General features: G+C 63.6%; 24 protein-coding genes. 6 read left to right on the forward strand and 18 right to left on the reverse strand.

The window, feature by feature from the left end:
* Positions 1–163 precede the first annotated feature (163 nt).
* Genes U0988_RS11130 through U0988_RS11195 form a run of 14 tightly spaced genes read right to left on the reverse strand, consistent with a single transcriptional unit; the run spans position 164 to position 8,780 of the window.
* Entirely contained in the window at positions 164–316 is a 153-nt protein-coding gene (locus U0988_RS11130) for a hypothetical protein (protein WP_322292696.1), read from the reverse strand.
* Entirely contained in the window at positions 313–1,035 is a 723-nt protein-coding gene (locus tag U0988_RS11135; RefSeq protein WP_322292697.1) for a regulatory protein GemA, read from the reverse strand. The genes U0988_RS11130 and U0988_RS11135 overlap by 4 nt, the downstream gene beginning before the upstream one ends.
* Positions 1,028–1,429 carry a helix-turn-helix domain-containing protein gene (locus U0988_RS11140; protein WP_322292698.1) on the reverse strand — a complete coding sequence of 134 codons (402 nt, stop codon included), beginning with the start codon at positions 1,427–1,429 and terminating at the stop codon, positions 1,028–1,030. The genes U0988_RS11135 and U0988_RS11140 overlap by 8 nt, the downstream gene beginning before the upstream one ends.
* Positions 1,426–1,599, reverse strand: coding sequence for a hypothetical protein (locus U0988_RS11145; RefSeq protein WP_322292699.1), 174 nt, complete (start codon positions 1,597–1,599; stop codon positions 1,426–1,428). Before U0988_RS11145 ends, U0988_RS11140 begins: the two co-directional genes overlap by 4 nt.
* The gene (locus tag U0988_RS11150; RefSeq protein ID WP_322292700.1) at positions 1,596–2,564 is read right to left on the reverse strand and encodes an AAA family ATPase; all 969 of its coding nucleotides are present in this window, start codon (positions 2,562–2,564) and stop codon (positions 1,596–1,598) included. Before U0988_RS11150 ends, U0988_RS11145 begins: the two co-directional genes overlap by 4 nt.
* A gap of 14 nt (positions 2,565–2,578) precedes the next feature.
* The gene (locus U0988_RS11155) at positions 2,579–4,573 is read right to left on the reverse strand and encodes a transposase domain-containing protein (RefSeq protein ID WP_322292701.1); all 1,995 of its coding nucleotides are present in this window, start codon (positions 4,571–4,573) and stop codon (positions 2,579–2,581) included.
* Positions 4,563–5,027 (reverse strand): hypothetical protein, encoded by a 465-nt coding sequence (locus tag U0988_RS11160; RefSeq protein WP_322292702.1) that lies wholly within the window; start codon positions 5,025–5,027, stop codon positions 4,563–4,565. The genes U0988_RS11155 and U0988_RS11160 overlap by 11 nt, the downstream gene beginning before the upstream one ends.
* Positions 5,020–6,021 carry a phage Gp37/Gp68 family protein gene (locus U0988_RS11165; protein ID WP_322292703.1) on the reverse strand — a complete coding sequence of 334 codons (1,002 nt, stop codon included), beginning with the start codon at positions 6,019–6,021 and terminating at the stop codon, positions 5,020–5,022. Before U0988_RS11165 ends, U0988_RS11160 begins: the two co-directional genes overlap by 8 nt.
* 2 nt (positions 6,022–6,023) lie before the next feature.
* On the reverse strand, positions 6,024–6,242 hold the full coding sequence (locus U0988_RS11170) for a hypothetical protein (protein ID WP_322292704.1): 219 nt from the start codon (positions 6,240–6,242) through the stop codon (positions 6,024–6,026).
* Positions 6,242–6,565 (reverse strand): hypothetical protein, encoded by a 324-nt coding sequence (locus U0988_RS11175; protein ID WP_322292705.1) that lies wholly within the window; start codon positions 6,563–6,565, stop codon positions 6,242–6,244. The genes U0988_RS11170 and U0988_RS11175 overlap by 1 nt, the downstream gene beginning before the upstream one ends.
* Positions 6,562–6,843: a hypothetical protein gene (locus U0988_RS11180; protein ID WP_322292706.1), complete on the reverse strand. Its 282-nt coding sequence runs from the start codon at positions 6,841–6,843 to the stop codon at positions 6,562–6,564. The genes U0988_RS11175 and U0988_RS11180 overlap by 4 nt, the downstream gene beginning before the upstream one ends.
* Complete coding sequence (locus U0988_RS11185; protein ID WP_322292707.1) at positions 6,843–7,514, reverse strand: class I SAM-dependent methyltransferase; 672 nt, start codon at positions 7,512–7,514, stop codon at positions 6,843–6,845. The genes U0988_RS11180 and U0988_RS11185 overlap by 1 nt, the downstream gene beginning before the upstream one ends.
* The gene (locus U0988_RS11190; RefSeq protein ID WP_322292708.1) at positions 7,504–7,806 is read right to left on the reverse strand and encodes a hypothetical protein; all 303 of its coding nucleotides are present in this window, start codon (positions 7,804–7,806) and stop codon (positions 7,504–7,506) included. Before U0988_RS11190 ends, U0988_RS11185 begins: the two co-directional genes overlap by 11 nt.
* Complete coding sequence (locus tag U0988_RS11195) at positions 7,803–8,780, reverse strand: ParB/RepB/Spo0J family partition protein (protein ID WP_322292709.1); 978 nt, start codon at positions 8,778–8,780, stop codon at positions 7,803–7,805. Before U0988_RS11195 ends, U0988_RS11190 begins: the two co-directional genes overlap by 4 nt.
* Before the next feature lie 76 nt (positions 8,781–8,856).
* On the opposite strand from U0988_RS11195, the gene U0988_RS11200 reads away from it, so the two are divergent.
* A complete protein-coding gene (locus U0988_RS11200; protein WP_322292710.1) occupies positions 8,857–9,105 on the forward strand; it encodes a hypothetical protein in 249 nt (82 codons plus the stop codon).
* 75 nt (positions 9,106–9,180) lie between these two features.
* Here U0988_RS11200 and U0988_RS11205 read toward each other — a convergent pair whose 3' ends face one another.
* Entirely contained in the window at positions 9,181–9,441 is a 261-nt protein-coding gene (locus tag U0988_RS11205) for a transposase (RefSeq protein ID WP_322292711.1), read from the reverse strand.
* A gap of 94 nt (positions 9,442–9,535) precedes the next feature.
* On the opposite strand from U0988_RS11205, the gene U0988_RS11210 reads away from it, so the two are divergent.
* The 4 genes from U0988_RS11210 to rarD all read left to right on the forward strand — a co-directional run bounded on the left by U0988_RS11210 (position 9,536) and on the right by rarD (position 12,257).
* Positions 9,536–10,195: a S24 family peptidase gene (locus U0988_RS11210; RefSeq protein ID WP_322292712.1), complete on the forward strand. Its 660-nt coding sequence runs from the start codon at positions 9,536–9,538 to the stop codon at positions 10,193–10,195.
* Positions 10,196–10,197: 2 nt separating this feature from the next.
* Positions 10,198–10,635: a hypothetical protein gene (locus tag U0988_RS11215; RefSeq protein WP_322292713.1), complete on the forward strand. Its 438-nt coding sequence runs from the start codon at positions 10,198–10,200 to the stop codon at positions 10,633–10,635.
* Positions 10,636–10,650: 15 nt separating this feature from the next.
* The gene (locus tag U0988_RS11220; protein ID WP_322292714.1) at positions 10,651–10,833 is read left to right on the forward strand and encodes a hypothetical protein; all 183 of its coding nucleotides are present in this window, start codon (positions 10,651–10,653) and stop codon (positions 10,831–10,833) included.
* Positions 10,834–11,345: 512 nt separating this feature from the next.
* Positions 11,346–12,257, forward strand: a complete 912-nt coding sequence (rarD, locus tag U0988_RS11225; protein WP_322292715.1) for an EamA family transporter RarD — start codon at positions 11,346–11,348, stop codon at positions 12,255–12,257.
* Here the strand turns inward: rarD and pyrC are convergent, their stop codons facing one another.
* Both pyrC and U0988_RS11235 read right to left on the reverse strand, forming a co-directional pair.
* Complete coding sequence (gene pyrC / locus U0988_RS11230) at positions 12,258–13,301, reverse strand: dihydroorotase (protein WP_322292716.1); 1,044 nt, start codon at positions 13,299–13,301, stop codon at positions 12,258–12,260.
* A 59-nt stretch (positions 13,302–13,360) separates the two neighbouring features.
* The gene (locus U0988_RS11235; protein WP_322292717.1) at positions 13,361–14,248 is read right to left on the reverse strand and encodes a DMT family transporter; all 888 of its coding nucleotides are present in this window, start codon (positions 14,246–14,248) and stop codon (positions 13,361–13,363) included.
* A gap of 77 nt (positions 14,249–14,325) precedes the next feature.
* On the opposite strand from U0988_RS11235, the gene U0988_RS11240 reads away from it, so the two are divergent.
* Positions 14,326–15,087 (forward strand): folate-binding protein, encoded by a 762-nt coding sequence (locus tag U0988_RS11240; protein ID WP_322292718.1) that lies wholly within the window; start codon positions 14,326–14,328, stop codon positions 15,085–15,087.
* Here the strand turns inward: U0988_RS11240 and U0988_RS11245 are convergent, their stop codons facing one another.
* Positions 15,088–15,690: a TetR/AcrR family transcriptional regulator gene (locus U0988_RS11245; protein ID WP_322292719.1), complete on the reverse strand. Its 603-nt coding sequence runs from the start codon at positions 15,688–15,690 to the stop codon at positions 15,088–15,090.
* Positions 15,691–15,761: the final 71 nt, after the last annotated feature.

Below are 15,761 nucleotides of genomic sequence, written 5' to 3' on the forward strand. Positions count from 1 at the left end.
CAGCCCGTCCCGCCGCAGCCGGGGCAATGGTTGACCTGGCCCTGCCGGTAAACGACGTGATAGCCGCGGCTTTGCTGATGCTCGCGGCCATAGGCAGCGGGCAGCGGATCCTTGATCAGCGCCGCGCCGACCAGCGCCAGCGCCGGCTTTCCATCGGCGCGCTTCATGACTGGTTCCTTTTTTCGTCCGCCAGCGCGGCCAGTACCGAGGGCGGCACCATCACCGGAACGATCGCCATCAGCGCTGGCCCTGTGGCCGCGATCCCGCGCAGGCCGAGCAAGCCGGGGCAGGCGTAAAACATATATTCACCGGTCATTGTTCGGTCTCCGCCAATCCGAATTCGCGCAGCTTTGCGCCAAGCATTGCGGCCAGCTGCTGGTAGAATTCCGGCCCGATCGCCGCGATCTCGCCCGTATCGACGCCGCACAGCCGGAACAGCGCCACGTCGAGCGACCAGTCCTGCGGGATCTTCCCGGCGTCTTTCAGCTTCGCCAGGATCACCTCGCACAGATGCGTGTTCAGCGTCTGGACCGACAGCGCACGGCCGCCATCCACCGCGCGCTGGTGCCACCCGTGGCGCGTCGCCATCGCCTTCAGCGCCTCGATCAGCCGGAACGCGTCCGACTGCCGCGCCCATTCCATCCGCTCGCAGCCGAGCTGCCGCCGGGCGAAGGCTTCGAGCGCCTGTTCGGACGAATTGCGCACCGCGCCGAGATGATAGAGCGAGATCCACAAGGCCCGCGCCTTGCGCGCCATCGGATGCATCGCCGGCCGCGCCGCGCCCGCTTTGGGCAGCGGCTTGAAACCCAATCCCTTGAGCCGGTTGAGCACTTTCTCCAGCTGCGCGTCGCTGCACTGGGTCAGGCTGAAGGTCCCGGCTTCGTCGAAGATCAGCTGGCGGTAATCGTCCTCGTCCATCGCCAGCTGCTTCTTCGCGATCTGCGCCTTGGCGTACATCGACCGGCGGTGCTGCTGCGAACGATCGAATGTCGCTTTGCGGGGCGATGCCGGTGCGGCGGTGGCGGGTTCAGCCATGATCAGCTCCCCCTGTTTCGGCTCCCGATTGAGCCACGAAGCGCGCATAGCGCGAGCGCATCCGCGTGCAGATTGCCGCGAACTCGCTGTCCATCAGGCGCTGCGCCAGCGCCTTCTGGTGAAGGTGAATGATCGACGAGCTGTCGCGCCCGCCCAGGATTGCGCCGATATCGGCGTAGCTGCGCGGTTCGCCCAGATTGCGCATTGCCCAGACGACAAAGCTGCGCGCGAGGACCACCAGCGCCTGCCGCCGCTTGCTGACCAGATCGGCGCGGCTCACCGCAAATTCCCACACCGCCCAGTTCATTGCCAGATCGATCGGGATAGGCCCCTGATCGCTGGCTACCGCCGCGTGCGATTGCTCATGAAGTTCGGCCGTCCATTTCCGTGTCATAATCCTGCTCCTGTTGGTTCGCCGACGATCAGCGCCAGCGCGAGAATATTGGCTGCCAGTCCGAACAGCGCGGCGATGCACCACAGCGCATCCTTGCGCGCTGCGCCGGGGCCGCGTGCGGCGTCCACCGCCTCCCAATTGCGGCGAATATCTTTGATCAGCTGTTTCATGCCGCGATCCACCGGGTTGCGCGGGTCATCTGCGCATCGCGCAGATCCGACACCGACAGCCCTCGCTCTTCGGTGGCGGCGATCATCGAACCCGCCTCGATCAGCTGCTTGCATTCGCGCAAGCCCCCGGCGTCGGGGGTCAGCGCGATCTTCTCCAGATATTTGCGGATGCCCGGATCGACTACGCCCCACGCATCGCAGAAGGTGTAGACATCGTTGCGGGTCGGCATGCGCTGCCAGTGCTTGTGCGCAATCCGGCTGTTGAGCCGCGAGAACTGGTCCTTGTGCCGCCCGGTCTCGATCCGGGCGAGCAGTTCCTCGTTGCCGAGCATGCAGATCCCGACGCCGGTTTCGTCATGCCAGCTGCGGATTTCCTCGATCGCCTCGATGCTCAAATGATTGGCCTCGTCGATGATCAGCAGGCCATTGCGCCCTTTGACCCGGTCGATCACGATCCGCGATGCCTGCGCGGCCACCAAATGGCGCGGCTCCATGCCCAGCGCCTTGTGAACCTCCAGCACCATCTGGATCAGCCGCGAGGTGCTTGGCTTCATCGTCGCGATCCAGCACGGCTGCGCGCGTTCGGCATAATCGTTGATGGTGATCGATTTGCCCGTGCCCGGACCGGTCGCGGCCACGGTGATCCGGCCCATATGGGCGATCTGCAGCAGCGTCTGGATCCGCACGGAAGTATCGGTTTCGAAATAGCCCGGATCGGTCGGCAGCGAATCCTGCCGCTTGTTGCGGCTGTCCACCGCCTGCATGAACTGGAATATCTTGCGCGCGATCCCCATGTTGTCGCCCTGGTACTTGCCCGCGCAGAACGGCTGCAGCGTGCCCGCCGGGATGCCGCATTCCTTGCTGAAGCTGGCCCACGACAAAACCGGCTCGCGCATTTCGCGGTAGCCCACCGCCCACATGCGGACTTCCTCGATATCGACCGGAAAATTCCTCGGATTTATCATTATTGGTCTTCCTCCTATTGTTCATCGACGAGGCGCAGTACGGCCCCGCGCATTCTGTCGAGCGGCGCTTCGCCTGCTCTGGGTTGGGGGCGCGCTTCCGGCTTGCGCATCACCGCCAGGCTGCCCGAATGCCGCACCGGACGGATTGCCCCCGGCTCCGGTATCGCCGGCCGCGCCGGGCTCGGCAGCCGAGCGGCAAGTTCTTCCGCGGCCATCAGATTCTCGGCCTCGGCCCCTGCGCGGATCTGGCTGCGATAATCCTTCAGCCGCTTGCCGGTCGCCCTGGCCCCGGCAATGTCCCCGAAGCCGGTGTCGTCGATCAGCTGCGCGCTGGTCAGATAGCTGCCGTCCTGGCTGTAAACGTGGATTTCATCGTGCAGATTTTCCGGATCGAACCGCACGGTCACCCGCTGACCCGAAAATATGCCGCACTCGGGCGACCAGTAGCGGTTGCCATGCAGCTCGATCTCGCCGGTCTGGCGGTTGACCATCTTCTGGTCCGCCGCCAGCAGCGCCATGCGCAGCTGCTCGGGTGTCGCCTTGCCGACCGGCGAAGCCTTGTAGCTTTCCTCGAACACCTGATCGAAACTGCGCCCGGCATAGCTGCGGCCGCGCCGGCCCAGACGGGCGTTATGCGCCGCGATCCCGGCATCGACATGCGCCACGAAGGTATCCCACTGGATGGCGCGGCTGCCGTAATTCTCCGGCTTGGCCATCGGCGTGTTGCCAGTATAGGCGCCCTCCATCGCCGGGTGCTTGGCGATGTGATCGCACATGTCGCGAAACGCGCGTTCGATCGGCTTGGATTGCCCGCGATAGGGCAGCGCCCAATGCACCTTGATCCCCAGCCCGACCAGCAGTCCGGTCGGTTCCTCGTCGCGGATCTTGAAGCGGAACCGGGTCTTCGTGCCGCCGGTTATCCATTTGCTGGCGAAGCCGCGGCCGTTGTCCAGCGTGCATTCGCGCGGGATGCCGAAATTGCGGAACAGATCCGCGAACGCCAGCCGTGCCAGCGCGGCGCATTCGGTCTCCGCCACGCGCCAGGCCAGTATCTTGCTCGAATGGATGTCCTGGATCGCCACCATCATCGGCCGGATCACCTTGCCCTCGCGCGATGTCACGAAGACGTCGAACTTGTGCCCGTCGACATTGACATGCTCCAGCGCGCGCAGATGGTCGACCGTGCGCCGCTGGGCCGGGATCGATCGCCGCAGCGCCTCTTCCCCTTCGCGGCGCAGCTTGATGATGCGCGGATCGACTTCGCGCTCCACCCGCCGCCTGAAGGTCCGCTCAGAGGCCATTGAGAGGCCGTTTTCAGCCGCATAAGTGGCGGTCCGTTCATAGCAGCTGGTCATCGTCGGCGCGGACAGGCGCAGATAATCGCTCTTGAACAGGCTCCACAGCAGCGGATCCATCTCGGCGGCGCAGCCGCCCCCTTTCCGCCGCGGCGCAATCGCCGGAAGCCGGTCGGCGGCCGCGACGCCTTCGATCGTATTCAGCCAGGCCCACAGGGTGGATTTGCCGACGCCGCGCTGCGCGCTGATTTCCGCAATCGCGGCGGTGCGCGTCAAACCGCTTTGCTCGAGCACCTCGATCTCGTTGATGATGCCAAGGCGGCGGCCTGCTCCGCGCCGCACTGTGGTCGGCTGCTGCTCGAACCAGCGCCAGCCGCCTGCATCCTGATCCGTGTCATCGGCCTGCGGCTCGGCGGCGCAGATTCCGCGGCGGACAAGCTCCAGCCGGGCGGCGGCAGGCAGCAGCGAGACATGGAATTCCAGCCCTCCGCCACGGCCCTGCCGCGGCCGCACCAGCAAGGCGCCATCCGCTCCGCTGCGCAGGGACCAGCGATCTTCCTGCGCCCGTCGGGTGATGGACCGCTTGTCGCCCGGCATGCCCGGCAAACCCAGCTCGGCCAGATCGGCAGCGGAAAACCATGTCCGGAACCCCGAAACATCGGAAGTTGCGGCAGCCGCCTGGCGCGGTGCGGCGATGGGTGCTTTAGTTGCCACGTGGCGTGTCCCCCCGGATCAGGGGCGCATCGCCCTTCAGTTTGCGCAATTCCTCGTCGATCGCCTTCTTCTGCTGCGACAGATGGCCGATTCGCGCGGTCTTGATTTCGTCTCCGACCAGCAATCCCGCGCCGATTTCGCGCATGATCGGATCGAGCAGATCGTGCCGGTCGGTCACGGCGATCAGCGCCAGCAGGCGGCTGAAAGGCACCTTGTGATCTTCTCGCGCGGGGCTGGAATAGGCATCCAGCATCGATCGGCTGACATCCTCGCCCAGCAGCATGCTCATCCGCGCAGCAATGATCTCGCGCGGCCGGCAATCGCTCGCCAGGATTGTGCCGACCATGCAGCAGATGCGCTGCTCCAGCCCCGCCAGCGACGCATCGGCGCGCGCTGGCTGCGGCGCTTCGAACGCAAAGCCGATCTGGTCAGGGTGCGCCTTCGCCTTAGGCATTGGGTGCCCCGTCATGCTGGACGCCATCGAGCAGCCGCCCGGCCTTCTTCTTGCCAATCTTGGCGTGATCTTCCGTTGTCTGACACAGGAACAGATCGCGACATGGCTGCCGTGGAAGGTCAAACTCGCGCTCGGCCTCATCCAGCGGGAACCATTCACCCCATTGCTTGAAGTGAAACGGCACCCCGGCATCAGCGCACTGATCGCGCAGGCTCCGCGCCCAGTCGGGTTGCATCGGGCGCGCGCCGGAGCCGCTCTCGCCGCCGACGATGATCCAGTCGAGGCCGGGCAACTGACGATCGCAGCCGCAATCTTTGCGCGGGAAGTGACGTGAGCAGTAGTGAGAAAGCGGTCCGTGCAAACGGCCGAGACTCAGGTCCACCGGCCCAAGCAACGGCTCGCAGGACAGGAACCGCACGGCGGCTGGCGTGGCGAGCAAATGCGGAATGCGCTCATCGGCGCGCTTCTGATCCTCGACGCTCGTGCCCAGCCAGACGTTCGGCAGGAAGCCTTTGCCGTGGATTTCCTGCCAACCCTGATAGACGTTGCCGTTGTAAAGCGGGCTCGGCTTCATTTCGTTCAACAAGTGCGCGACACGTCTTAGGTTGGCCCGATGACAGCAATACTCCCGCATCCGCTCGGGCCTCTTGGTCAAAACCATGTGCCGGTGCTGCGGGGTCAGCGCCATCACCGCGAACTGCCGATCGATCACGTCATCCGGCACGCTTTCATGGAACAGGTCGCCATGCGCGTTCCAGAAGATCGCGCGGGGCTTCTTCCAGCCCAGCACGGTATCCAGCACCTTGTCATTCGTGCGGATCTCGCCGGTCCAGACCATCCCGCCCTTGCTCTGCCGGGTCAGCCCGGCACGAACGGGGAACCGGTGCGCCTGTTTCATCGCATAGCAATGGGTGCAACCGGGGCTGACGACGCTGCAGCCGTTGACATAATTGGCCGTCGCGTCCGCCCATTCGATCTTGGTCTTGTCGGCCATGATCAGTCCCTCATCATCCAGGGTTCGCTTTTCGGGCCGCGGGCCGCGTCGTCCGGCATCCCGCCGCGCTTCGCCAGCAGGCGGGCCTCGGTCTGCTTCCAGCACTCCCGCGCCTCGCGCCGGGCGATCTCGGCGGCGGCTTCCGCCGGGGTGCAATCCAGCTCCAGCGCCAGCGTGAACGCCTTGCGGTGTGCGCGGTAATGCTCTGCCAGGGACGCCATCAGACAAGCTCCTTCGTCAGTTTCTCGATCGACTGCAGGTATGCGGCATGGGCGGCGGCGCGCTGGCCGTCCCGCTGGTTGCGCAGCACGTTCAATCGGGCAGCGATCGCGGCAGGATCGCTCGCCTGCGAAAGACGCGCGATCACGCGGTGGCGGTCGATCCGCTGGCGGCGCTTGTCGAAGCGAAGCAGCAGATCGTGCCATGGAAAGCAGGTGAAGTGACGCTCGCGGACGAGATCGACCCGCGCCACCCCGAAATCGGTGCGGTCGCGGTAGAAGATCAGGTCACCCGCGCGGGGCTCGATCTCGGCCTGGCGCGTCATTGGCCGTTGCCTATCGGGACGAAGTAAAGCGGCGCTCCGTCGGGCGCCCGCGGAATTGCGATATCGGTCAGCAGCTCGATCGAGCGCGGGGACTGATAGCCGGTGCGGACCAGGCCGCGCTCCTGGATGGCGCAGACGAGCCGGAAGGTCGGGCTTTTTGATACCCCGCCCATCCCCGTTGCGATCTCCTGCAGCGTCGGGGATTTCCCGCGCGCAAGCTGGAATCCGCGCACGAAGCGCAGCGCGTCCATCTGGCGAGGCGTGGCGGAGAAAGCCATCAGGCAATCCCCTCGATTGGATCGTCGAACCGCGGCAGCCAGATGCTGCGCGTGTCGCCGGGAGCGGTCGGACGGCGCACGTCCCACACCAGCGCGCAGTAATCGATCTGCCCGCCGCGGTAGGCGCGACTACCCATGGCCTCGATCAGGTCACCTGGCGGCATGGATGGGCGCTGCATGAAATAGAGCACCTGCTGCGGCGGATGATCGAACCGGAACAGCCGCCCGCGAACCTTGCCGCCGGACAACCATTTGATCGGGAACAGCGCCACCACGCGGTGCGTCGCCAGCTGCAACGCATGGCGAACGAACGCCTCGCCGATGCCCTTGATGTAGCTGTAAGGCGGGTTGAAGAAGATCGAGCACGGGCTTTCCGGCGGCGCGCTCTGCTCCAGGAAGTCCCCGCTGAAATAAATCGGCCGGATCAGGAAATCGTCATAGGCGACGTTCTCGACCAGGTCGGACAGATATATCCGGCCGAAGCCCCACGATTCCAGCCGTGATCCGGAATGGCCAAAACCGGCGCAGGGATCCCAGATCGCGGCATCGTCGGCCAGCTCGGGATCGGTCCCGATCTGCCGCATGATCATGTCCCATTCCCAGCCCTGCTCGACATACCAGTCGAGCGGATGCCGGTGCGACGCCTTGGTGCGGGTGAGTTCACCCGACATCGACTGATCCCGGATCAACGCGTGCCGCCGGCGAGCGAGGCCTGTTTTCTAAGCGGGCCGCGAGCCTGCGAAGCCAAATACCCCAATGGTCGATTCGCCGGTTGTGCTCATAAAATGGTGCACGCTCGGCTTCGCTAAAGTGCCAACGATAGATTGCGCTATCGCCGCCGATATCGTTGTGCGTCCAACCGATGATCTCGTAACCAAAACACTCGACCGGGATGTACCTGGTTCCCACCCATTCAGCTGCAAGGCGAAGTTGGGCTGCTATAGCCCGTTTGACGGCTTTCATATCGGTGTCTCCTCGTCGAGCAGCTGGCGCAGCCGGTCCTTCATGTCGCCCGTCAGCATGGTCACGAAGCGCGGCAGATATTCCCGCTTCGCCGCGATCGACAACCGGCCCCAGCTATCGCTGATCGTGCTGGCGAATTTGACGTCCTTGGTCGGCGGAGCGACCTTTTCATGGTCGATCCGCAGCCGGATGCGCGCGATGTCCGCGCTCATATCCTTGTCGTCCAGCAGCAGCGCGATCACGTCGCGGCGTTTGGCCTCGTCGCGAACCTGCGCGATGGCTTTCAGCTGGCTGGCGTTGTCGCCCACCACCGGATGGTTCGACAGCGCCTCGATCAAATCCGAAAACGGCTCTATCAGCAGGCGGTAAAGCGACAGATCATTGTGGATCGTGCGCCTCGACATGCCGAGCGCATCGCCGACCGAATCTTCCCATCCATATACGTGTGCAAAGTTTGCACACGTATCTTCAGTGTCGTCTTTCAGGGCGTTCTCGACTGTCGTTTCGCCCGCTTTTACGCGGCCCCAGCGGGCCTTCACGGCCAGCTGCTGCTGCTTCAGTCCGCCATGTTCGCGGGCAATCCGTTCCTGAGCCGCCTGGACCAGCGCAGCCGTGAACTTGGCACGCTCGATCGGGCCGAGCGGGCGGCGGTGCAGATTCTCGCTCGCTTCCAGATCGACCATGTCTTCCGGCTTGCCGATCACTTCCAGCGCCCAGATCACATTGCCTTCCAGCTCCGCGCCGCGCAGCCGGTGCCGGCCGGTCACCAGTGCCCATGGCTGCGGGTGCGTTTTGGTCGGCTTGCGCGCCGCCACCTTGATCAGGTCGCGCTGGCCATCGACCGCCATCAGCCGCCCCAGGGCAACCGCCTTGTCCTCGTGCAGGAAGCCAATCCGCTCCGGCACGAAGATGTCGGCGGGCTGCAGCTGCATGACTTCGGCATTGGCAAAGAACAGGGGGTCCGCGCCGCTCATTTGACCGCTCCACTTAGACGATGCGCGCCGTCATTCGGTCCGGTAGCCTCCGGATCATCGACACAGGGGGACGACGATGCACGAGACGGATCTGCAAGAATGGGACCGCCTGCCTTCAGGCGAAATTGAAAGCGAACTGTTGGGCGGGTTTGAAGTTGCCGCTGGCCCGAACTGGGTGCTGCTCCGGCTGGAGCTTGCCCTGGAAGATGGCCGCACGGGGACGGCACAGCTGCGAATGCCGATACCCCAAGCACATCTTCTGGCCGCAGCCCTGGAATTTCGAGCAGGGGAAGCGGGTTCCACCGCGCCGCATGGCACCGCGTGAATGGGGCGCTCATTTGCCCCTTTCCCTTGGACGATGCGCGCTCCCAGGCAGAACGAAATGTGCCCCCCGGAAAGATCACGCCGATACCGCCTTGCGGCCAGCGGCTCTCATTCGCTGGCGGGCTATGTCGGCTTCTGCCTCCATTTCGGCGACCGACTTGTATAGCTTTTCGACCGTCAGGATCGGTGCGCCTGTTGGGTTCGGGTTCCTTTCGGTCTTCTTCCACCTGAAGAAGGTCGATGGGTGGATGCCCGCCCGCGTGCACGCTGCACTGATAGTAAAGCCGGACAATTTGGCCCGCTCTTCTAGACTCACGATGATTGATTGCTGGTCCATATGATGTGCATTATCTGCATATCTGCACATCTTCAACAGCGAATCTGCATTTCTGCATATTTTTATGCATACTCATTATCGCTAGTGCTCGACGATGGATGAGTTGGAGCAAGACCGGCGCTTACTTGAAGCCCTGATTGCCTATTCAGGCACGACGGCGGCCAAGGTGGCAAGCAAGGCGCGAATTGCGCCATCCACTTTGCATCGACCGCTCAACGGATCGGCGACCACGCGCCTCGGGCGCACCACTCTCAATAAGCTGCAAGAGGCCTATCCCGGCTTCCCCGGCTGGAACCGGGCATCTGAGCGGCAGATGTCATTCAAGCACGAGGAATCCGTCCACGACGACACCATAGAACTCGAGCAGATCGATCTGCGCTACGGCCTCGGCGGCACTTTTGCCGACAGTCCGGTCGAGGTCGAACGCCGGTCATTTTCCCGCGAATGGCTGCGGTCGATCACCAACATAGCGCCGCGCCATCTGTTCTGGGCGATCGGCGATGGTGACAGCATGGAGCCGACAATCCGCAGCGGCGAAATCCTGCTGATCGATCGGTCGCAGGAATCACCGCGCATGGACGATCGTATCTGGGCGCTTACGCACGGAGAAATTGGCATGATCAAACGCCTCCGGCATTTGCCCGACGGAACGGTCGAGCTGCACAGCGACAATCACCTGGTCCGGCCCCAGGCTGCAGCCGACGGCGAATTGCACATAATCGGCCGCGTCGTGGCCGTCGTGAGGAGGTTATGACAATGAACACTCTTAAATTTGCGATGGTCGCCTTTCTGGTCTCTGCGGCAGCGATCGCACAGGCCAACCAAACCGACAAATTCAACCTCCGTTGCACCGGGACCACGCAGTCTGCCAGCAACGCAGGCAAGAACTCTGAAGCATATGAGGCAATATACCGCGTGGACCTTGCTCAGGGTAAATGGTGCGAAAGCGATTGCGAGGCAGTTCATCAGATCGCGGGAGTGCAGCCAACTCAGATCACCCTGCAAGAGGATGAGAAGGATACTCCATCGGAGCAGTCGCACCTAAGCAATTTCATTCACCGCGATACTGGCGAGCACTTCATATATTCGGGTGCAAAAATGCATACTTTTGGCATCATCGTCACGATCGAAAGCCGCGGCAAATGCCAGCGCGAAGACTTCACTGGCTTCCCTGTATTTGAGACGAAGTTCTAACCGGGCTGCAGTGCCATGAAGGGCCACCTCTACGTCGTAGACGAGCTCGGCAACGAGATCGAAGGGTCGCGGCGCTCCGTCGCGCATTGTAAGGACGTGGCCGGCATCGCCGATATCCGGCGCGAGCTCGAAGCGGCCTGCGGCGAAGGATGCATGGTGCTCGACAGTGAGGTCGACCGGCTGGCCGACCGCGAATGACCGGCCCATATTTCTGCCCCAGTTCGGCTCTCCGGGCCACCCCCCGATCCGGCCTGCAGTGGTGCCTAATGCGCGCATTCCTGCGGCTTTGCGCAAACTGGGACTCGAAATCCGAACTGGGACACGCTTTGCCCCACTTAATCAGCGCTCACGATCCGCTTAATGGCCCTTCAGGACCCTTTCAGAAGCCGGTTTTTGGCGGAAATAGGTGCCTAAGAAGCCATTCACGAGGATTCCTCTTAAACGCCCGGACTCCAGCCAATCCTGTCCGTCCATCGTCTAAATGGGCTTCGACTCTAGACAATGAAGCCGAACGCCGATTTTTTGGCACCCACCCCCAAACCCGCGCATTTCTGCCATTCCAATCCCACCAAATCCCACCTGACCCCGCAAAATCCCGGCTACCAGCCACTCTAACTCCTCGTGTCAACTAACAACGGAGGTCGATCGAGAGACGTGCCGAAGGGGAGACGGGTCTTGCCCGGCGATGCTGCCGCACCTAAAGGCGCTCGATGCAAGTTCCCCCTGACAACACGCCGCCCTCAGGGCTGCCCGCAGCGGTGGCCGCTTACGTGATCTGGGGCTTCCTGCCGCTTTACCTGATCCTGGTCAAAACCGTTCCGGCGCTGGAATTTGTCGGCTGGCGGATCATCTGGACCGTTCCCATCTGCCTGGTGATCGTAGCGCTACGGCGGCAAGGCGCGGAGCTGCGCAAAGCCGTCGGAGACCGCCGCGCAATGGTCATGCTAACCGGCAGCGCGCTGCTGATCGGCATTAACTGGCTGGTCTATATCTGGGCGGTCCAGTCGGGACACGTGCTCGCGGCCAGCATGGGCTATTTCATCAATCCGCTGGTCAACGTGCTGCTGGGTACGTTGCTGCTTAAGGAAAAGCTGAGCCGCCCACAGTGGGCCGCGGTTGCCATTGCCGCCGCCGGCGTTTCGCTGCTGCTCGGCGGCGCATTCACAACCTTGTGGATCAGCCTGTCGCTCGCCCTCAGCTTCGGCACCTACGGCTTGCTGCGCAAACAGGTCGCGGTCGGTTCCCTGCCCGGCCTGACGATCGAATCGGCGATCCTGCTCGTCCCGGCACTTGGCGTCGCCTATTACTACAGCACCACTCCGGCAGGGTCGGCCTTCGGCCAGGATGCAGCGATGAGCCTGATCATCATGCTCGGCGGGGTGCTCACTGCAGTTCCGCTGCTGCTGTTCGCAATTGCCGCGCGGAGGATGGATTATTCGACGCTCGGATTCATCCAGTTCATCGCGCCGACGATCGCCTTCCTGCTCGGCCTGTTCGTATTCCGCGAGGAGTTACGGCCCATTCAGCTGGCCAGCTTCCTGCTGATCTGGACGGCGCTGGCGGTGTTCGTATGGGATCTGATGGCACGGCGAAACCTTGCGAAAATTGCCACCCGGCTCTGACTAACCGGCAAACCGCCAGCCAAGCGTAGTCCCAGCATGGAAGGGCACTATTCCCGACCCATGGGCGTCCACCAAAGCAGGCACCTCCACGTTCGCGCGTTCGAGCGTCACCGTGCCTTCGTTCAGCGGCAGCCCATAGAACCGGGGACCGCTTTCGGAGGCAAACGCCTCGAGCCGGTGCAGCGCGCCCTCTTCCTCGAACACGGTTGCGTAGCTCTCGAGCGCGAAGGGCGCATTGAAAATCCCGGCACAGCCGCAGGAGCTTTCCTTGGTGCTGACTTCGTGCGGCGCGCTGTCGGTGCCGAGGAAATATTTCGGCGAACCCGATGTCGCCGCTTCGCGAAGTGCGAGGCGGTGTAGCTCGCGCTTAGCCACGGGCAGGCAATAGGCGTGCGGGCGCATTCCGCCGACCAGCATCGCGTTGCGATTGATGTGGAGATGCTGCGGGGTAATGGTGGCCGCGACATTGTCGCCGGTATCCTCGACAAATTGCACCGCATCGCGCGTGGTGATGTGTTCGAAGACGATCTTCAGCGCAGGCAGATCGCGCACCAGAGCGGACAGGATGCGGTCGATAAACACCGCTTCCCGGTCGAAGATATCGACGTCGCTATCGGTCACCTCGCCATGTACCAGCAGCGGCATTCCGATGTCCTGCATCCGCTCCAGAACTGACCGGATTGCGCCGATATCGCTGACGCCGTGCGCGGAATTCGTGGTTGCGTTGGCGGGATAAAGCTTGGCCGCAGTAAACACGCCGCTGGCAAAACCGCGCGCGAGTTCGTCCGGATCACTGTCGTTGGTCAGGTAGGCCGTCATCAGCGGCGTGAAGTGCATTCCGGGGGGCACAGCGTCCAGAATGCGCGCACGATAGGCCTCGGCCGCCGCAATGGTGGTTACCGGCGGCGACAGATTGGGCATCACGATGGCCCGGGCGAATTGCCGCGCGGTATGGCCGACGACGCCGCGCATGATGTTGCCATCGCGCAGGTGGACATGCCAGTCGTCAGGCCGGCGCAGGGTCAGTGGGGTAGGTTCTGCCATGCGCTGCTTCCTAAGCCGTGCAGGCAGGGGTTGTCACCCGAATCTCGAAGCCGACCCGATCAAATTCTGGTGCGGACCAGCAGCGGCTTGAACAGCTCGCGGCTCGGCCGCACGAGGATGACCATAACGCCGGAAACGGCAATCAGTGCGCCGACCAGCAATTGCAGCCCCACTTCGTCGCCGGTAATCGCCGCTCCGGCCACGATCGTGAAAATCGGCGTCATCAAGGTCAGCGGCGCAATCAGATTGGCGTCGTGATCGCGCAGCAGACGGAAATAGACGGTATGGGCGAATACCGACACGACCAGCGCGGAAAACGCCAGCCCCGCAGCAAAGCGCCACCCGCCCGCCGCGACCGACGCAGCCTGCCCGCTTTCCGTAAGGGCGCTTAGCGGGAGGAGGACAATCGCGGACACCAGACCCGCCCATGCCTGCAGCCGCAGCGGCGGCAGTTCGATGGTCTTGAGCCATACCGATCCCAGCGCACCGACGATTGCCGAAGCGCCCACGAAAATCAGGCCCACGCTGCTCGACCAGCCGCTGGGCGAGGCGATCGCTACCGCGACACCAAGGAAGGACAACGCGATCCCTATGCCGCGCCGCCAGCGGACCTTTTCCTTGAGGATGAGGATTGCGAATACCACCGTCAGCGGCGCGCCGGACAGGCTCACTACGGCTGCTGCAGAAGGCGTCGCGTCGCGTAAACCAACGAAAAGCAGGCCGAAGGATCCACCACTTATCATGAAGGTTATGAGCGCCACCCACGGCCATCTTGAGGGAACCGGGCGCAAATAGCGGGCCAGCACCAGGACCACGACCAGCGAACGCAGCGCGGCGAACCACAGCGGCGGCACCCCCAGCCCGTCCACCACCAGCCGGCTGACCACCACATTGAGTGCCCAGAGGATACATACGAAGGTCAGGAGGAAGAAGCTGCGGGCGGACATCTGCGGCCCCATAGCAGCACTATTTGCGCTGCGGCCAGAGCCGTTGCTTTTTCCGGCAGAAGGTCCACCTATGCCACATGGAAGCAACCCGACTGTTCGACCGCGCCGTGATCCGGCTGTCTCCGCAAGACGAAAACGAGGATGTCGCAGCGTTTCTTCAAGGCCTTGTCACCAACGATGTTACCGGATCCCTGCCGGTCTGGGCGGGACTGCTGAGCGCGCAGGGCAAGGCGATGTTCGATTTTCTGGTGTGGCCCGGCGAAGACGGTTCGCTGCTGGTCGATTGCGAAGCGGCCGCTGCGGATGATCTGGTCAAGCGGCTGTCGCTCTACCGGCTGCGCCGCAAGATCGCGATTTCACGCGATCCATCTGTCGCAGTTCACTGGCAGGCCAAGGCGGCGGACGGCATACCAGATGGCGCAGTGGCCGATCCGCGACTGCCGGAGCTTGGCAGCCGGTGGCTCGCCCCCGCTTCGGACGCCGACACGCCGGCCGACGCCGCCTGGCGTGCCCACCGGCTGAGCCACGGGGTGCCGGAAGGACGAGCGGACCTGGGCGATATTCTCTGGCTCGAAACCAATGCCGCGGAACTGAACGGCGTTTCGTTCCAGAAAGGGTGCTACGTCGGGCAGGAGAATACGGCGCGAATGAACTGGCGGCAAAAGGTCAACCGGCGGCTGATTGTGGTTCCGTTGACCGAGTCGGACAGCAAGCGCCGCAAGGCTGCCTATCCGGACCTCGACCTCGCGCTCGACCACCGCCGGGTGGCGGAAATTCCCGCCGATCTGGCGCCGCCCTGGATGCAGCTGCAACTGCAGAACGACGCACCCGGCGCGTAATCACCCGGCGTCGGCCCCCTCCTCCACCGAAGCGGTCAGCATCCGTTCGGCGCGGTCACGCACGGCACTGCGGGGAAGGTTCAGCGATTTCGCCAGCGCGGCCCCCATCAACGCGTCGCCCAACGCCAGCAGCACCAGCGTCAGCGTTTCTTCATGCACCCGCATCTCGCTGATCCGGCCATGGCTCGCTTCTTCGGGGGCGATTTCGTCGACCAGCGCGTGGATTGCCTCGACAATCGGATCGAGCGCGTCCTCGTTTCCGGTCAGCAGCATCCAGCCGGCCAGCGCGCCGGCGCCTTCCTTGTCGAACGCGTCGAATGCCAGATCGACCACTTCGCGCGGAGTGCCCAGCCCCGCCCGGCTGGCCCGCACCGCATCCTTGATCGTTTCGCACACAGTCCAGGCCAGATGTTCCGCCAGCGCCTTCTGCAGCCCGGAAGCAGAGCCGAAATGATGCAGCAAATTGGCGTGCGTGCGCCCGATCCGTCCCGCCACGGCCTTCAGTGTGACCGATTGCGGCCCGCTTTCGATCAACAGGAAACGCGCCGCCTGCAGCGCAGCAGCGCGGGATTCTTCGGGCGAGAGGCGTCTGCGGTTGGTCATTGACGTAAAATCCCCCGGCTGTCGGCGCTATTAAACGCAGAGGTAGAACGCACGTCAGGGTTCCACAAGGT

It is taken from the genome of Allopontixanthobacter sp. (genome assembly GCF_034376665.1).
In the GTDB taxonomy this organism is placed as follows: domain Bacteria; phylum Pseudomonadota; class Alphaproteobacteria; order Sphingomonadales; family Sphingomonadaceae; genus Allopontixanthobacter.

Coding starts and splice junctions, on each gene's coding strand:
- U0988_RS11140 (WP_322292698.1), bottom strand. CDS start 1,429: ATGACACGGAAATGGACGGCCGAACTTCATGAGCAATCGCACGCGGCG.
- U0988_RS11200 (WP_322292710.1), top strand. CDS start 8,857: ATGCACGAGACGGATCTGCAAGAATGGGACCGCCTGCCTTCAGGCGAA.
- U0988_RS11170 (WP_322292704.1), bottom strand. CDS start 6,242: ATGGCGTCCCTGGCAGAGCATTACCGCGCACACCGCAAGGCGTTCACG.
- U0988_RS11205 (WP_322292711.1), bottom strand. CDS start 9,441: ATGGACCAGCAATCAATCATCGTGAGTCTAGAAGAGCGGGCCAAATTG.
- U0988_RS11145 (WP_322292699.1), bottom strand. CDS start 1,599: ATGAAACAGCTGATCAAAGATATTCGCCGCAATTGGGAGGCGGTGGAC.
- U0988_RS11150 (WP_322292700.1), bottom strand. CDS start 2,564: ATGATAAATCCGAGGAATTTTCCGGTCGATATCGAGGAAGTCCGCATG.
- U0988_RS11130 (WP_322292696.1), bottom strand. CDS start 316: ATGACCGGTGAATATATGTTTTACGCCTGCCCCGGCTTGCTCGGCCTG.
- U0988_RS11135 (WP_322292697.1), bottom strand. CDS start 1,035: ATGGCTGAACCCGCCACCGCCGCACCGGCATCGCCCCGCAAAGCGACA.
- U0988_RS11195 (WP_322292709.1), bottom strand. CDS start 8,780: ATGAGCGGCGCGGACCCCCTGTTCTTTGCCAATGCCGAAGTCATGCAG.
- U0988_RS11190 (WP_322292708.1), bottom strand. CDS start 7,806: ATGAAAGCCGTCAAACGGGCTATAGCAGCCCAACTTCGCCTTGCAGCT.
- U0988_RS11160 (WP_322292702.1), bottom strand. CDS start 5,027: ATGCCTAAGGCGAAGGCGCACCCTGACCAGATCGGCTTTGCGTTCGAA.
- U0988_RS11165 (WP_322292703.1), bottom strand. CDS start 6,021: ATGGCCGACAAGACCAAGATCGAATGGGCGGACGCGACGGCCAATTAT.
- U0988_RS11180 (WP_322292706.1), bottom strand. CDS start 6,843: ATGGCTTTCTCCGCCACGCCTCGCCAGATGGACGCGCTGCGCTTCGTG.
- U0988_RS11210 (WP_322292712.1), top strand. CDS start 9,536: ATGGATGAGTTGGAGCAAGACCGGCGCTTACTTGAAGCCCTGATTGCC.
- U0988_RS11235 (WP_322292717.1), bottom strand. CDS start 14,248: ATGTCCGCCCGCAGCTTCTTCCTCCTGACCTTCGTATGTATCCTCTGG.
- U0988_RS11245 (WP_322292719.1), bottom strand. CDS start 15,690: ATGACCAACCGCAGACGCCTCTCGCCCGAAGAATCCCGCGCTGCTGCG.
- U0988_RS11240 (WP_322292718.1), top strand. CDS start 14,326: ATGGAAGCAACCCGACTGTTCGACCGCGCCGTGATCCGGCTGTCTCCG.
- U0988_RS11220 (WP_322292714.1), top strand. CDS start 10,651: ATGAAGGGCCACCTCTACGTCGTAGACGAGCTCGGCAACGAGATCGAA.
- rarD (WP_322292715.1), top strand. CDS start 11,346: ATGCAAGTTCCCCCTGACAACACGCCGCCCTCAGGGCTGCCCGCAGCG.
- U0988_RS11175 (WP_322292705.1), bottom strand. CDS start 6,565: ATGACGCGCCAGGCCGAGATCGAGCCCCGCGCGGGTGACCTGATCTTC.
- pyrC (WP_322292716.1), bottom strand. CDS start 13,301: ATGGCAGAACCTACCCCACTGACCCTGCGCCGGCCTGACGACTGGCAT.
- U0988_RS11215 (WP_322292713.1), top strand. CDS start 10,198: ATGAACACTCTTAAATTTGCGATGGTCGCCTTTCTGGTCTCTGCGGCA.
- U0988_RS11185 (WP_322292707.1), bottom strand. CDS start 7,514: ATGTCGGGTGAACTCACCCGCACCAAGGCGTCGCACCGGCATCCGCTC.